Origin of the sequence: Paenibacillus sp. FSL H3-0333, assembly GCF_038002805.1 — a bacterium.
Classification (GTDB): Bacteria; Bacillota; Bacilli; order Paenibacillales; family Paenibacillaceae; genus Paenibacillus_AQ; species Paenibacillus_AQ silagei.
Window position 1 is genome coordinate 561,998 of sequence record NZ_JBBODG010000001.1, and the last position, 14,934, is coordinate 576,931.

Annotated in this window: 17 protein-coding genes and 1 tRNA gene; 16 read left to right on the top strand and 2 right to left on the bottom strand. The window is 50.2% G+C overall.

What is annotated here, in order from left to right:
• Window positions 1–29 precede the first annotated feature (29 nt).
• From MHH78_RS02480 to MHH78_RS02525, 10 genes are all read left to right on the top strand, one after another.
• On the top strand, window positions 30–968 hold the full coding sequence (locus MHH78_RS02480; protein ID WP_076081919.1) for a YidC/Oxa1 family membrane protein insertase: 939 nt from the start codon (window positions 30–32) through the stop codon (window positions 966–968).
• Window positions 965–1,699, top strand: coding sequence for an RNA-binding cell elongation regulator Jag/EloR (jag, locus tag MHH78_RS02485; protein WP_341166479.1), 735 nt, complete (start codon window positions 965–967; stop codon window positions 1,697–1,699). The genes MHH78_RS02480 and jag overlap by 4 nt, the downstream gene beginning before the upstream one ends.
• A gap of 84 nt (window positions 1,700–1,783) precedes the next feature.
• Window positions 1,784–3,160, top strand: coding sequence for a tRNA uridine-5-carboxymethylaminomethyl(34) synthesis GTPase MnmE (gene mnmE, locus MHH78_RS02490; protein ID WP_341166480.1), 1,377 nt, complete (start codon window positions 1,784–1,786; stop codon window positions 3,158–3,160).
• Between the two features lie 16 nt (window positions 3,161–3,176).
• Entirely contained in the window at window positions 3,177–5,063 is a 1,887-nt protein-coding gene (gene mnmG, locus MHH78_RS02495; RefSeq protein WP_341166481.1) for a tRNA uridine-5-carboxymethylaminomethyl(34) synthesis enzyme MnmG, read from the top strand.
• A 3-nt stretch (window positions 5,064–5,066) separates the two neighbouring features.
• Window positions 5,067–5,789: a 16S rRNA (guanine(527)-N(7))-methyltransferase RsmG gene (gene rsmG, locus MHH78_RS02500; RefSeq protein ID WP_341166482.1), complete on the top strand. Its 723-nt coding sequence runs from the start codon at window positions 5,067–5,069 to the stop codon at window positions 5,787–5,789.
• A gap of 332 nt (window positions 5,790–6,121) precedes the next feature.
• On the top strand, window positions 6,122–6,937 hold the full coding sequence (gene noc / locus MHH78_RS02505) for a nucleoid occlusion protein (RefSeq protein ID WP_036728058.1): 816 nt from the start codon (window positions 6,122–6,124) through the stop codon (window positions 6,935–6,937).
• A gap of 307 nt (window positions 6,938–7,244) precedes the next feature.
• Window positions 7,245–8,006 (top strand): ParA family protein, encoded by a 762-nt coding sequence (locus MHH78_RS02510; protein ID WP_076081915.1) that lies wholly within the window; start codon window positions 7,245–7,247, stop codon window positions 8,004–8,006.
• Complete coding sequence (locus MHH78_RS02515; protein WP_036728055.1) at window positions 7,999–8,841, top strand: ParB/RepB/Spo0J family partition protein; 843 nt, start codon at window positions 7,999–8,001, stop codon at window positions 8,839–8,841. The genes MHH78_RS02510 and MHH78_RS02515 overlap by 8 nt, the downstream gene beginning before the upstream one ends.
• Window positions 8,842–8,934: 93 nt before the next feature.
• Window positions 8,935–10,098: an aminotransferase class V-fold PLP-dependent enzyme gene (locus tag MHH78_RS02520; RefSeq protein ID WP_341166483.1), complete on the top strand. Its 1,164-nt coding sequence runs from the start codon at window positions 8,935–8,937 to the stop codon at window positions 10,096–10,098.
• A gap of 86 nt (window positions 10,099–10,184) precedes the next feature.
• On the top strand, window positions 10,185–10,685 hold the full coding sequence (locus MHH78_RS02525; RefSeq protein ID WP_076081913.1) for a DUF4446 family protein: 501 nt from the start codon (window positions 10,185–10,187) through the stop codon (window positions 10,683–10,685).
• Here MHH78_RS02525 and yyaC read toward each other — a convergent pair.
• Window positions 10,657–11,265 (bottom strand): spore protease YyaC, encoded by a 609-nt coding sequence (gene yyaC, locus MHH78_RS02530; RefSeq protein WP_036728050.1) that lies wholly within the window; start codon window positions 11,263–11,265, stop codon window positions 10,657–10,659. The genes MHH78_RS02525 and yyaC overlap by 29 nt on opposite strands.
• Window positions 11,266–11,462: 197 nt before the next feature.
• Here yyaC and MHH78_RS02535 point away from each other — a divergent pair, with 197 nt between their 5' ends.
• The 4 genes from MHH78_RS02535 (at window position 11,463) to MHH78_RS02550 (ending at window position 13,147) form a co-directional block, all read left to right on the top strand.
• Window positions 11,463–11,738 (top strand): DUF3343 domain-containing protein, encoded by a 276-nt coding sequence (locus MHH78_RS02535; protein WP_340945816.1) that lies wholly within the window; start codon window positions 11,463–11,465, stop codon window positions 11,736–11,738.
• The gene (locus MHH78_RS02540; RefSeq protein WP_341166484.1) at window positions 11,731–12,768 is read left to right on the top strand and encodes a mechanosensitive ion channel family protein; all 1,038 of its coding nucleotides are present in this window, start codon (window positions 11,731–11,733) and stop codon (window positions 12,766–12,768) included. The genes MHH78_RS02535 and MHH78_RS02540 overlap by 8 nt, the downstream gene beginning before the upstream one ends.
• Window positions 12,768–12,980 carry a DUF951 domain-containing protein gene (locus MHH78_RS02545; RefSeq protein ID WP_076081909.1) on the top strand — a complete coding sequence of 71 codons (213 nt, stop codon included), beginning with the start codon at window positions 12,768–12,770 and terminating at the stop codon, window positions 12,978–12,980. The genes MHH78_RS02540 and MHH78_RS02545 overlap by 1 nt, the downstream gene beginning before the upstream one ends.
• 76 nt (window positions 12,981–13,056) lie before the next feature.
• Window positions 13,057–13,147 (top strand) — tRNA-Ser (locus tag MHH78_RS02550).
• Window positions 13,148–13,619: 472 nt separating this feature from the next.
• On the opposite strand, the gene MHH78_RS02555 is transcribed toward MHH78_RS02550, so the two are convergent.
• Window positions 13,620–13,817, bottom strand: coding sequence for a YjzC family protein (locus MHH78_RS02555; RefSeq protein WP_036728044.1), 198 nt, complete (start codon window positions 13,815–13,817; stop codon window positions 13,620–13,622).
• A 246-nt stretch (window positions 13,818–14,063) separates the two neighbouring features.
• Here MHH78_RS02555 and rpsF point away from each other — a divergent pair, with 246 nt between their 5' ends.
• Window positions 14,064–14,348, top strand: coding sequence for a 30S ribosomal protein S6 (gene rpsF, locus MHH78_RS02560; RefSeq protein ID WP_036728042.1), 285 nt, complete (start codon window positions 14,064–14,066; stop codon window positions 14,346–14,348).
• 49 nt (window positions 14,349–14,397) lie between these two features.
• Complete coding sequence (ssb, locus tag MHH78_RS02565; RefSeq protein ID WP_076081908.1) at window positions 14,398–14,913, top strand: single-stranded DNA-binding protein; 516 nt, start codon at window positions 14,398–14,400, stop codon at window positions 14,911–14,913.
• Window positions 14,914–14,934 lie beyond the last annotated feature (21 nt).

Below are 14,934 nucleotides of genomic sequence, written 5' to 3' on the forward strand. Positions count from 1 at the left end.
AATGGAATGTTTATGAGAGGGGTTTTGAAGTGTCTCTAATGAAGACTAAGCGAGGAAAAATGTTTCTTCTCCTCGGGTTAATGGTTCTAATGATCGCTGTTCTGTCGGGATGCTCTCCGTCTGCGACAACAGTGACGCACACTACGGAGGATTTGAAAAATGGAGGCTTCTGGCAGAGTAATGTTGTCTATTATTTCGCCTTAGCCCTGGATACTTTCGCCAAGTGGTTCAACGGCCAATACGGCTTTGCCGTTCTCGTGATGGTGATTATTGTCCGTACGCTGATTCTCCCGCTTACGATTAAGCAGGTGAAGAGCTCGCGCGCCATGCAGGCGATTCAGCCGGAACTTGAGAAGATTAAGAAGAAATATAAAGATGAGCCCGAAAAGGTACAGCAGGAAACGATGCGGCTGTTCCAGGAGAACAAGGTTAATCCAATGGCGGGCTGTCTGCCGCTGATCGTGCAAATGCCAATCTTTATTGCCCTATACAATTCCATCTACTACAACCCGGATCTCAGATTGCATGACTTCTTGTGGCTGCAGCTTGGCAAGCCCGACCACCTGTTCATTCTGCCGGTTCTCGCTGCCGCAACCACCTTCATTCAGACCCGCATGATGACCAAGATGAACCCGGTCCAACAGCAGGGTCCAATGCAGTTCATGATGATGGTCTATCCGGTTCTGATCTTCATCATGTCCTATAACTTCCCGGCTGCTCTGCCTCTGTACTGGGTATACAGCAATATTTACACCATTGTCCAGAACTACTTCCTGTACCGCAACAATGATAAGCACAAAGCAGCACTTGTTGCTGCCAATGCTACGGTAAGTGCAGGCAACAGCAAGGCCAAGGATGTTAACCTGACGAAAAGCAAGAACAGCAACTCTAACGCCCGCAAAGATGTAACTCCTGCTGCTAAAGGAAACGGAAGCAATGGGAAGAAGGGGGTCAAAAAGTCAAAATGAGCAAAGTCGTCGCGACAGGGAAAACCATTGAAGAAGCTGTAGAACGGGGACTTAATCAGCTTGGAGTTCACAAAGACCGGGTAACGGTCAACGTACTTGAACAGCCGTCAAAAGGATTCCTTGGATTGATCGGTGCGAAGGGGGCCAAGGTGGAATTGACCTTAATCCCGGAAGCCGCACCGGCATCAGCGGCGAGTGCTCCGCTACTGTCTCAGCAGACAACAAGAGAGAGCAATACAGAGGCGATCAGCGGTGTAACGCGCCAGGATTCCGGACACCCGGTAGAAGAAGCATACGGTCAGGCCGTTCATTTCATTGTAGATGTCGCCAAGAGCATGGGGCTTGAGGTGGAAGTTGAAATCGTTCATGCCAAGGAATCAACTGTTCTGCAAATTTCCGGTCCGGAGCTTGGGCTGCTGATTGGCAGAAGAGGACAAACTCTCGATGCTTTGCAGTATTTGGCTAATATTGTGGCCAACCGGTATTCTGACAGCTTCATCCGGCTCGTGCTGGATGCGGAGAATTTCCGGGAGCGCCGCAAGAAGACACTGGAGGAGCTGGCTGACCGTCTGGCCGGGCGTGTGGTGAGGACCCGCAAAGAGGTGGTCCTTGAGCCCATGTCCCCGCAGGAACGCAAGATTATCCATTCCAGATTACAGGATCACAAGCAGGTGAACACCCTCAGCAAGGGTGAAGAGCCGAACCGCCGCGTCGTTATAACTTTGAAGTAGAACCATATGCCGCAATGACTCCTTGACCTATGCGAGGAGTCATTGTTTTTTTGAAGAGACCAAAACCAGAGGTGAATTACAAACATGCTTAGTGATACTATTGCCGCTGTATCGACAACCTTGGGCGAGGGCGGTATTGCCATCATCCGGGTTAGCGGACCGCAGGCAATCCCCCAAGTGGCCCCTTTGTTCAAAAGCCGTATCCCCCTTACGGAAGCTGATTCTCATACGGTGCATTATGGACATATCGTAAGTCTGCAGGACGGGGAACAGCTGGAAGAGGTACTGGTAACCGTCATGAAGGGACCACGCTCCTTTACCACGGAGGATGTGGTGGAGATCAGCGCCCATGGCGGTGTAATCTCTGTAAGAAGAGTAATGGATCTGCTGCTGCAGCAGGACATCCGGCTGGCCGAGCCGGGAGAGTTCACAAAGCGTGCCTTTTTGGGCGGACGGATTGATCTCTCGCAGGCCGAGGCCGTAATTGATCTGATTCGCTCCAAGTCGGACCGGGCCTTCTCGGTTGCCCTCAAGCAGGTTAGCGGCTCGTTATCCGCACGTATTCATGAGCTTCGGCACACGCTAATTGAGACACTGGCCCATATAGAAGTGAATATTGATTACCCCGAGCATGATGTGGAATCCTTAACTGCCGATTTCATCAAGGATAAGAGTCAAGAGGTTATGCAAGGCATAGATAAGCTGCTTCGAACCGCCAATGAAGGAAAGATTCTGCGCGAAGGGATTACGACAGCTATTGTGGGCAGGCCCAATGTCGGGAAGTCCTCACTGCTGAACGCGCTTGCCCGCGACAACAAGGCGATTGTGACCGACATTCCGGGAACAACGCGTGATGTGATAGAAGAGTATGTAACGATTAATAATATCCCGCTGAAGCTGCTGGATACTGCCGGTATCCGTGAGACGATGGATGTGGTGGAGAGAATCGGTGTGGAGCGCTCGAAGGCGGCTTTCAGCGATGCGGATCTGATTCTGCTGGTGCTGAATGCCAATGAGGAGCTTCATGAGGATGAACTGGCACTGATGGAACAAATCCACGGTAGACAAGCGCTGGTCATCATGAATAAAATGGACTTACCGTCCCGTCTGGACACGGGGAAGCTGCGCTCCTTTTTCGCTGAAGCGAGTATTGTACCGATGTCGGTGCTGGAAGAGGAAGGACTCGATAGACTGGAAGAGGCGATCTCCGCACTGTTCTTCGGAGGCAAGCTGGAATCTGGCGATCTGACTTATGTAAGCAATGTAAGGCATATAGCCTTGCTTAAGAAGGCGCATAAATCATTACAGGATGCCTATGAAGCAGCGGAGATGCTGATTCCTATAGATATGATACAGATTGATGTACGTCTGGCCTGGGAGCAGCTTGGAGAGATTATTGGAGATACGGCGGCGGATTCGCTGCTGGACCAGATCTTCTCGCAATTCTGCTTGGGCAAATAAGAAGGAGGAACCGTTTATGAATTATGATGGAGGCAGCTATGATGTTATCGTCATCGGCGCCGGTCATGCCGGCTGCGAAGCAGCTCTGGCTGCTGCACGGATGGGCTGCCGCACACTGATGATCACAATTAACCTGGATATGGTGGCCTTCATGCCATGTAATCCATCGATTGGCGGACCCGCCAAGGGCCATGTGGTGCGTGAAATTGATGCACTCGGCGGAGAAATGGGCCGCAATATAGACAAGACATTCATCCAGCTGAGAATGCTTAATACAGGCAAGGGGCCTGCTGTTCACGCTTTGCGGGCACAGGCAGACAAGTTCCTCTATCAGCACGCGATGAAAGAAACGATGGAAAAGACTCCTAACCTGACACTGCGCCAGGGGATGGTGGAGGAGCTGATCGTCGAAGACGGACGCTGCGCCGGAGTGGTGACGAAGACAGGGACGGTGTATCACAGCAAGACCGTTATTTTGACAACGGGAACCTACCTGCGCGGCAAAGTGATCATGGGTGAGCTGACATATGAGAGCGGACCAAATAATCAGCAGCCGTCTGTACGCCTGTCCGAGAATCTGCGCGAACTGGGGTTCGATTTGGTCCGCTTCAAGACCGGAACGCCGCCGCGTGTCCACAAGGATTCGATTGATTTCTCCAAGACAGAAATCCAGCCGGGCGATGAGAAGCTGAAATTCTTCTCTTTTGAAACCAAATCCTCGGATAATGAACAGTTGCCTTGCTGGCTGACCTACACCTCCCCGTTTACTCACCAGATCATTAATGACAATCTGCACCGGGCCCCTATGTTCACGGGTATTATTGAAGGAACGGGTCCGCGTTATTGCCCTTCCATTGAAGATAAGGTTGTCCGGTTCAGTGATAAATCACAGCATCAGATCTTCCTGGAGCCGGAAGGTAAAAACACATCGGAATACTATGTACAGGGTCTGTCGACAAGCCTTCCTGAGGATGTGCAGCTGGCGGTTCTGCGGTCTATTCCCGGAATGGAGAAGGTAGAGATGATGCGCAACGGCTATGCCATTGAATATGATGCCATGGTTCCGACGCAGCTCTGGCCGTCTCTGGAAACCAAACGTCTGCCGGGACTATTCACTGCGGGACAAATCAACGGGACCTCCGGTTATGAAGAAGCGGCAGGGCAGGGGGTTATTGCCGGTATCAATGCAGCGCGTAAAGTGCAGGAGAAAGAGCCAGTGGTGCTGGATCGTTCGCAGGGCTATATTGGCGTTCTGATCGATGATCTGGTCACTAAGGGAACGAATGAGCCTTATCGCCTGCTGACTTCCCGTGCGGAATACCGGCTGCTACTCCGTCATGATAATGCAGATCTCCGCCTGACACCAATCGGCTATGACATTGGGCTGATTACAGAGCAGCGCTATGAAGCCTTCCTTGATAAGAAGGGCCGGGTCGACCGTGAGATTATCCGTCTGCAGGAGACGAAGATTAAGCCGGTTCAAGTGAATGAAGCTCTAGCCAGTTATGGATCTGCACCGATTGTTGACGGAAGCAATCTGCTGACCTTAATGCGCCGCCCTGAGCTGGCCTACAGCTTTGTGGATCTGATCTCTCCTTCTCCAGAAGAGCTGGATGAAGAGATGAAGGAGCAGGTGGAGATTCAGATTAAGTATGCCGGCTATATTGAGAAACAGCTCCTGCATGTGGAGAAGCTTCAGAAGATGGAGAAGAAGAAGATTCCTGACGACATCAACTATAATGAGATTCATGGACTGGCCATGGAGGCCCGGCAAAAGCTGACCAAAATCGCTCCAATCTCCATTGGGCAGGCTTCACGTATCGGAGGCGTTACCCCGGCAGATATCTCGATTCTGCTGGTCTATCTGGAGCACTACAACCGTGTAACAGCGGCGAAAGGATAATCTATGGATACAACGGTAGCTGAGTTCACCGACCTGCTCAAGGAGCATGGGCTGGAACTCTCAATGAAGCAGCTTGAACAATTCGAACTCTATTATCAGGAGCTGGTCTCCTGGAATGAGAAGATGAATCTAACCGGGATCACGGAGCGGAGCCAGGTATATACCAAGCACTTCTATGATTCTTTATCTTTAGCCTTCTATGTGAATATGCAGGAGACGAAGAGTCTTGCTGATATTGGTTCGGGGGCAGGGTTCCCTGGAATTCCGCTGAAAATCTGCTTCCCTGATCTTAAGCTGACGATTGTGGATTCACTTAGCAAACGGATCACCTTCCTGCAGCATGTCTGTAATACCCTGGGATTGAAGGGTGTACAGCTCATTCACGGCCGGGCAGAGGATGTCTCCAGACAGTTTGTTCACCGGGATGCTTATGATGTAGTTACTGCCCGTGCGGTGGCCCGCTTATCGCTTCTGAATGAATTCTGTCTGCCATTCACCCGCAAGGACGGTATCTTCGCTGCCATGAAGGGGAGCGATCCGACGGAGGAACTGCAAGAAGCCAAGCGCAGCTTCAAGGAGCTGCGTGCTGAACTGCACAAGGTAGAATCCTTCAGTCTGCCGGTGGAAGAATCTTCCCGGCATATCATTCTTGTACGTAAGACTGGGGCCACACCGTCCAAGTATCCGCGCAAGCCCGGCGTACCTGCGAAGTCGCCGCTCATCTAATTGTTTCACGTGAAACAACAATTGACAGTCTTCTGTTATACTGGATCAAGCTCATCTTTGATGAGCTTGGTCTTTTTTTTGGAAAGCAGGGTCTGTTCAGGCTGGTTTGCAGGAAAAATAGGTCATTATGGAGAATAGGATTATTAGCAGAAAAGTGATAGAATAATATAGTAAGACTTTTAATAGATAAGATCAGAATGAATGCCAGGCCGTCTTTTAAGAGAAGTGGCTCAGAATGACTTAGGGATACTTTTCTTACGCTGTACGATAAGCTTTTCGCATGAAAGGTTAAGAGGATCGTACTATAACGAAATTAGGTGGTTATGAACGGAATGAAAGAACAATTCACCAAGCTTTTTGGATTTACCGAGCGGAGCAGCGGAGAAGAGATCAAACAAATCCCGGTTCATGAGGTCATCAGCAGTCCGTATCAGCCACGGACGATTTTCGATGATGAGAAGATCGACGAGTTGTGTCAGACTATCAAAACTCATGGCGTGATCCAGCCGATCGTTGTGCGTATGCGTGATTCCCAGTATGAGATTATTGCAGGCGAAAGACGCTGGCGGGCAGTTAAAAAGCTGGGCATGGACACCATTCCGGCGCTTGTCCGCGAATTCAATGATTCACAGGCTGCATCGATCGCACTGATAGAGAACTTGCAGCGTGAGGGCTTAACCTCTATTGAAGAGGCGATCGCGTATCAGAAGCTGATTGACTTGCATCAATTGACCCAGGAGAGTCTGGCTCAGCGGCTTGGCAAAAGCCAATCCACCATTGCCAACAAAATCCGCTTGCTGAATTTGCCTGAACAGGTCAAAACTGCTTTAATGGAAAGAAAAATCACCGAGCGTCATGCACGCTCGCTCTTGTCGCTGGACACTGAGGAGATGCAGCTTAAGGTTCTGGCTGAGGTTATTTCCAAGGAATTGAATGTAAAACAAACAGAAGCACGTATCGCCTTCTACAAGGCCGTTACCCAGACCAAAAAATCAAAACGGACCTCCTATACCAAAGATGTCCGTCTCGCTCTTAATACAATTCGTCAATCTATAGACATGGTGACCGGCTCAGGAATGGAGATTAAGACCTCCGAGAATGACCGCGGAGATCATTATGAGATTGTGATCCAAATTCCAAAACGATAATGGCAACAAAAAGCTGAAGGCGGCCCTGAGGTGTTGGCCGCCTTTTCTATGACTAGCTCTGAACGTTATCACATATACACTCTAAGGATAAGTTGTTGTCTATTTGCAAATATAAGAATTTATATGTCGCTATAAATTATCCTTCTATTTCTCGCCGAAACGGTACCGTCCTTTAAAAGGACGGCAATGCCGTTTCCACTTGTTTGTCTACATCTCCGCAAACGTGATGCCGTAGATCCAGATTATTATGCCGTTAACAGCTAAGAACTACAAGATGATTCTTTCTAAACAATTCGAGGTGAAATAAGTGTCCAAGATTATTGCCATAGCAAATCAAAAAGGCGGGGTAGGTAAAACAACAACCTCTGTGAACCTGGGTGCCAGCATGGCTACTCTGGGGAAGAGAGTGCTGCTTGTTGATATTGATCCGCAAGGCAACACTACGAGCGGCGTTGGCGTCAACAAAGCGGATGTAGAGAATTGCATTTACGATATTCTTATTAATGAAGTGAATCCGCAGGATACAATACAGGAGACCCGGATTGAGGGCCTTCATATTATTCCGGCAACCATTCAGCTGGCAGGAGCAGAGATCGAGCTGGTCTCTACGATATCGCGGGAACTGAAGCTGAAGAAGGCACTGAATGCAGTGAAGGCGAATTATGATTACATCATCATAGATTGCCCGCCATCATTAGGGATTCTTACCATTAACTCTCTAACGGCTGCTGACTCAGTGATTATCCCTATACAATGCGAATATTATGCGCTTGAAGGATTAAGCCAGCTGCTCAACACGGTAAGACTGGTTCAGAAGAATCTTAATCCGCATCTCAAAATAGAGGGAGTATTGCTCACGATGCTGGATGCCCGGACGAACCTCGGGATTCAGGTTATCGAAGAAGTGAAAAAATATTTCCAGGAAAAGGTATACAGAACGATTATCCCGCGTAATGTACGCCTAAGCGAAGCCCCTTCACATGGACAGTCAATTATTACCTACGATTCCCGTTCCAAGGGAGCGGAAGTATATTTAGAGTTGGCAAAGGAAGTGATCTCTTATGAGTAAGCGTTTGGGGAAAGGCTTGGATGCATTAATACCTTCTCTGTCGATCAATGAAGACGATAAGGTAGTAGAGATTCCGTTGACGCAGCTTAGAGCCAATCCTTATCAGCCGCGCAAGGATTTCAATGAAGAGGCCATTCAGGAGCTTGCAGAATCCATAAGACAGCATGGTGTGATCCAGCCGATCATTGTTCGCAGTGTTTTGAAAGGGTATGAGATTATTGCCGGGGAACGCAGATTCAGGGCCTCGCAATATTGCGGCAAAGCTACAATTCCGGCAGTGGTCCGCAGCCTCAGTGATCAGCAGGTGATGGAGATTGCCCTGATCGAGAACCTGCAGCGTGAGAATCTTAACGCAATGGAAATAGCGGTTGCTTATCAAGGACTGATGGATCAATTCTCACTAACTCAGGAAGAGCTTTCTCTTAAAGTCGGAAAGTCCAGATCGCATATCGCCAACTTTTTGCGGCTGCTTAGCTTACCAGAAGAAGTGAAGGATTATGTTTCACGTGGAACAATTTCGATGGGGCATGCCCGGGCAATTGTGGCTCTGAAAGATCCGGAGGTCATCAAGCAATTGGCTGCTCAGTGTGTGGAGCTTCAGTGGAGTGTTAGAGAACTGGAAGAGGTAGTGAAGAATCTCGACCGCAAACCAGCTAATGGAATTAAGGCCAAGGTTGTGAAACGTGATCCTTATATTGATAATGTAGAGGAAGTATTACGGGAGCGATTCAAGACAACAGTCAAAATTAAACAAGGCAAGGAAAAAGGGAAAATCGAATTAAACTATTACAGTGCCCAGGACCTGGAAAGATTGCTGGAGCTGCTGGGGAACTGATTTGGATATTTGTACCGAAGACATATCCTGAGATATCCTTAATACGGATATGGAGGGGTATGTTTTTTAAATCGAAAAGAGGGAGGGTGGAAGATGGAGAGGCTGGTATATCTCGATCACGCAGCTACTTCGTGGCCCAAGCCGCCGGAGGTGGCTGCAGCTATGGTGGAGGCCTTGGAACAGTCAGGGGCCAATGCCGGGCGGGGCAACCACTCACTGGCTATCGGGACGGGGCGGGTATTAGTTCGTGCACGAATGCTGCTGGCGGAGTTGTTTGGTATAGCGAATGCTCAGGATATCGCGTTCACCCATAACACAACTATGGGGCTAAATATGGCTATTAAGGGTACACTTCAACCAGGGGATCATGTCGTTTCAACGATGACGGAGCATAACTCAGTGCGCAGACCCTTGGAGTATTTGCGCCGGAGCATCGGGATTGAAGTGGATTATATACAGGCGGACCGCGAGGGCCAAATCAGTCTTCACGAGCTTCAGCGTTCTCTGCGTCCAAACACCCGGATGGTGATCTGCAATCACAGTTCCAATCTGCTGGGAAGTATTCTGCCTATTGGGGATATCGGTGACATAGTGAAATCGCATGGGGCTGTGTTCCTGGTAGATGCCGCTCAAAGTGCAGGGGCGCTTAATATTGATGTGGCGGCTATGAACATTGATCTGCTGGCATTTCCGGGACATAAAGGGCTGCTCGGTCCGCAAGGAACCGGGGGGCTGTATATCTCTCCTGGGCTGGATCTGGAACCGCTGATGCATGGAGGGACTGGCAGTCAGTCGGAGAACAGCGAGCAGCCAAGTGTTCGCCCGGACCGTTATGAGGCAGGGACACAGAATGCCGTTGGAATAGCCGGTCTGCTGGCTGGCGTGAAGGCGGTTAAGGCGCTGGGAGTGGAACAGATTCATATGCAGGAATGGAAGTTGACACAGCTGTTGATGGAGGGCTTGGCTGCTATTCCGGGCATGCGGATTCTGGGCCCGGCACCGGGCGCTCCGCGCAGCGGAATTGTGGCTTTTGTCGTAGAGGGGCAGGAGTCGGCGCATATTGCCCACCGGCTGGACCGCGAATACCAGATTGCTGTACGGGCAGGAATGCACTGTACACCGCTGGCCCATCAAGCAGCGGACACTCTGGCTAGCGGAGCGGTAAGGGCGAGTGTGGGAGTGAGTTCCACGGAAGCGGATGTTCAGCGGCTGCTATTAGCCATGGACGAAATGTACGGCGTATCGCGTTCAAGCTAATAAGTGGATAAGGATTCAGGTGGATTATACAGGTCGGTGTCGTTACAGCGTGGGAATTCTTATTTTTGTATAAAGGATGATTCAACATGTCGGAGTTAAATGAAATCATAAACGAGTATTTATCGGCGTTCATCATGGGCTTTGCCGGGGTAATCATACTGATGGCCATTATGATGATCGTCCAGGGTGCCAGGCTTCGCAGAATGCGGAGCCGGTACGAAGCCATGATGGGCGGGAATGGCATAGAGGATCTGGAGAATCTGCTGGTCAACCTGAAGAATCAGGGGGATATGCTGGAGGAGGTCCAGTTGGAGCAGAAGACGCTGCTTGAAGCGGCACATACCAAAATGCGTGGCATGAAGTCGAAGGTGGCTATGAAGCGCTATAATGCTTTTGGAGAACGCGGTAATGACCTGAGTTTCTCGCTTGCCATTCTGGATGACAACCACAGCGGGATTGTGCTGAGCAGTCTGCACAACCGCGAGAACTCATATATCTATGCTAAGCCGATTGAACAGGGAGAGACCCCGTATGCTCTGTCACCGGAGGAGAAGGAAGTTATTGCTCTCGCGTTGCAGCAGATCTAGCATGCAGGTTCCACTGCTTCAAGGCAGAGTAGAGGCTGGATGAAATAATATCCGACAAGCGCATCACCAGGCTTAATCTGGTGTTCTGCAATACGAAATATTCCATGAATCCTCCCACATTAACGATGCCGGTCAAATGGATATCGCCAACGGGGGGAAGCTGCTTGTTGACCCCTGCGCCAGGACGCAGCGGACCTTCAACCACCTGAATGCAGCCGACGCTGGTGGACTGGCCGAGACAGGCGTCAATGGCGATGATGAACGGGTTGGCATGCTTTTGGTACACAAGGCTAACTGTCTCTTCCAGGTTAATGGCATGTACCGGCTCCTCCAGCGTTCCGTAGAGATGGAACAGCGGGCTGTGAAAGCGGGCCAGTGTCGTGCCGACCAGGGGGCCAAGAGAATCGCCGGTCGAGCGGTCCGTGCCCACGCAGATAATGACAATGGGCGTATCCGGACGGGTGCGCGAAAAGTGGAACAGCAGACGGTGGGTAATGGCAGAATAGATATTGGGGTCGGCATGTGATATTTTTAAACAGGATGGTTCTTGCAGCGGTGGAGCTTTGGAAGAGAAATTCATATAATCGTCCTTTCTGGGGCGGCGACTGAAATTCACGGGAAAATCAGCTAAAAAAGCAGTCAGGCTGCCAGGCTGCTGATTACGCAAGGCTTACGTCCGCGGGAGCGTGTTCTGATGATCCTAGTATATGGATGGAAGTGGTTTTTTATACTATGGCGGCAATAGATAGGACCAATAGCCCAGAGGAGGCGTGGAGTGTGGAGGAGGAACTGCTGCTAGCGTTTGATTCGACCCAGCAGGCGCTGCGCGCCGAGATGCTGCTTGAATATGCGGAGATTGAAATCGATATCTTCCCTACGCCCAAGGAGATCACCGCCGGCTGTGCGATGTCGATCCAATTCTCTCGGAGTGCGCTGGATGAGGTAAGGGTCCTGGTCGAAGAGCAGAACGTAGAGATCCGGGGGATCTTCGCCAAGGCCGTTGAGGGTGCAGGGTATGTGGAAATAACGGAGAAGGAGGGGTTCGATGATTAACAGCTTACTGGCGGCCGACGGCGTTGAAGGTGTTGTTAATGATGCCGTCCACTTCAAAGATAAATTATGGGACTGGTTCACCAATGCGGATATGTGGGCCACGGTCCTGTTTTCGGGAATCAGAATTCTCTTAATTTTCATTCTGACCCGGGTGATTATCAAAGTGGTCTCCAATGTGATTGACCGGTCTCTTGAGCGGGAGACGAGGGGGAGGATGTTAGCGAATAACCGGCGTTTCTCCACGGTCGGCGGACTGATGAAGAATGTGGTTACCTTCTTCTGTAACTTCACCATGATTCTGCTGGTTCTGTCGGAGTTCAACTTCGATCTGAAGCCGCTGCTCGCCGGAGCAGGGGTAGTCGGGCTGGCTATAGGGTTCGGCGCACAAAGTTTGGTCAAAGATGTGATTACGGGCTTCTTTATTATTTTTGAGGACCAGTTTGCAGTCGGTGATGTGATCCAGAGCGGAACCTATAAGGGGACGGTAGAGATGATTGGCCTGAGGACGACCAGACTGTTAAGTGCAACGGGCGAGGTACACATCATTCCTAACGGCACGATTGTGAATGTGACGAATTATTCGCTGGCGAATGCACTGGCTGTAGTAGATGTTCCGGTTAAAATCGAACGCGGGCTCGAAGCCACCTTGGCACTGATCGGCGAGGCGCTTCAGGGCATCGAGGAACGCAGCTCCAGTGTCATTGCCTACCCTAATATTCTGGGAATCCAGTCGATGAGCACCTCGGAGTATGTCATCCGCATAGCGGCGAATTGCCTGCCTAATGCCAGAGACGCTGCCGAGCGGCAGATTCAGAATGATATCAAGCATGCTCTGGAGAAGCAGAGCGCCCTGGAGGCTGCTAAGGCCGAGCAGGAGGCGCGTGAGCAGGCGGAGAGGGAGGAAAGAGAGGCTAAGGCGGCTCGTGAGCAGGAGCGCCCAGAGGAAGCCCGCAGAGCCCGTGAGGAGCAGGAGGCCAGCCCTAGAAGGCAGGTGGCAGCTGCGCAAGAGGCAGAGGAGGGGGAAGAGTAATGGAACGCAAGGTTTTCGGGCTGGGTGATATAGTGCAGATGAAGAAGCAGCATCCCTGCGGAACGAACGAGATGGAGATTATCCGTATGGGGATGGATATCCGGATTAAGTGCACCGGCTGTCAGCACAGTGTCCTCATTCCCCGCGCCAAATTCGAGAAGAATCTGAAGAAGGTCCTGCATTCAGCGGATAGTGGAGCGGAGAATAATTAAGCCGGTGCAGGCAGCGAAACGCCAATGAATAACGCTTGCAATTGTGCGATTGGCATGATATGATAATTCTTGCTGCGGAGAGGTACCCAAGAGGCCCAAGGGGGCTGACTCGAAATCAGTTAGGCGTGTCACAGCGTGCGTGGGTTCGAATCCCACCCTCTCCGCCACTTCAGCAATTATATTCTTAATTTATGAGACCTCCGTTCTGATACGGGGGCTTTTTTGTGCAAATATAAGAATTTTATATGTTGCACACGATTAATTATCCTTCTATTTCTCGCTGAAACGGTACCGTCCTGTAAAAGGACGGCAAAGCCGTTTCCACTTGCTGCATACTTCATCGTGAAGTCCGGATAGATAGCACGCAAAAAGAGAGACCTTCGCAGGTCTCTCTTCCAGAGGCAGTACATCAATGACGTTCGGAAATCTCTGTCTATAGCTACTACTGTGATTGGGTAATACTAAAGCTGTTACTCCTTTTTACAGAGCCAGCTTCACTCTCCCCGGCTACGATAGCTGCTGAATTCAGAATCCCTGTGATCGTGTTCGTCTGCGACGTTCAACGGAACCACACCTCTCTTTTGTACTGCCTGGGTCTAGTATGCGCAGCGTTCAAGGTTTTATACCTGGCTGCTGAAATTAATGGACACGGGCCTTCTCGACTTTTTTCCACTTGCGGTTCTGGTTGCTGGTCTCCGGGAAGGTGTCGCCTTTCTCCATTGTAATCCGCTTTGGATTCTGAATCTCCGTGTGGAAGCTCCGCGCTTCGCCTACCTCGGTGTAAACGCCCGGGTTGGGGGCTTTGTCGCCTTTTTCATACTCCGTCTGTTCGCCCATTGGTAAATAACCTCCTGTTATCGAATGATGAAGCGGTTATATTGTGGCCTTGACGATGAGGGATTACTCAGAGGTTCTTACGGAATCCGCCAACAATTTTTACTATGGTCCAGCATCTGGTACGTATTAATAAAACTTGCAATCCTCTGCTGGGTTTGGTATATTGATTTGGTGCGAGTCTATGTTTGTGCTCGTTCCTTGCTCCTGACCTGATCAGGGGCCGCAGACCATAAGGAGGTGAAAATTATGCGCAAATATGAAGTCATGTACATTATTCGTCCTGACATTGAACAAGAAGCCGTTCAAGCAGCAGTCGAAAAATTCCAAGGCATCATCTCCAACGGCGGAGAAATTACAAAGCACGATGTGCAAGGTAAACGCCGTCTTGCGTATGAGATCAAGAAACATCGTGATGGCGTTTTTGTTTTGGTTAACTTCAATGCAGAACCTGCAGTAGTTACTGAGCTTGAGCGTATCATGAAGATTTCTGACGAAGTAATTCGTTATCTCATTACGAACGACGTTGCCTAAGATATTGACAAGCTTTGTAACGAATCGCGCTATTAAGGAGGGGACCTAATTGTTGAACCGTATCATTCTGATCGGTCGGTTGACCCGTGACCCGGAACTTCGTTATACTCCTGCTGGTGTTGCCGTAACACAGTTTACGCTTGCCGTAGACCGTAACTTTACGGGCCAGAACGGTGAACGCGAAGCGGACTTTATCCCGGTAGTAACCTGGAGACAGCTGGCTGAGACCTGTGCCAATTATTTGCGCAAAGGAAGACTGGCAGCCGTGGAAGGACGCATTCAAGTACGGAATTACGAGAATAACGAAGGCAAACGTGTATACGTTACTGAAGTTATTGCCGATAATGTCCGTTTCCTGGAATCCGCGCAGAGCCGTGAAGGCGGAAATGCAGCAAGTGGCGGAAGTATGCCTGAAGAGCCAGCCTTCGGTGGCGGCGGTAACGGCGGGAACAGTGCTCGCGGAAATGGAAGCAACAATAATTTCTCGCGTAACAACAATACCCAAGATCCTTTTTCGGGCGATGGAAAACCGATCGATATATCGGACGATGATTTGCCATTTTAATAAGGAAGGACTGAACTGAAC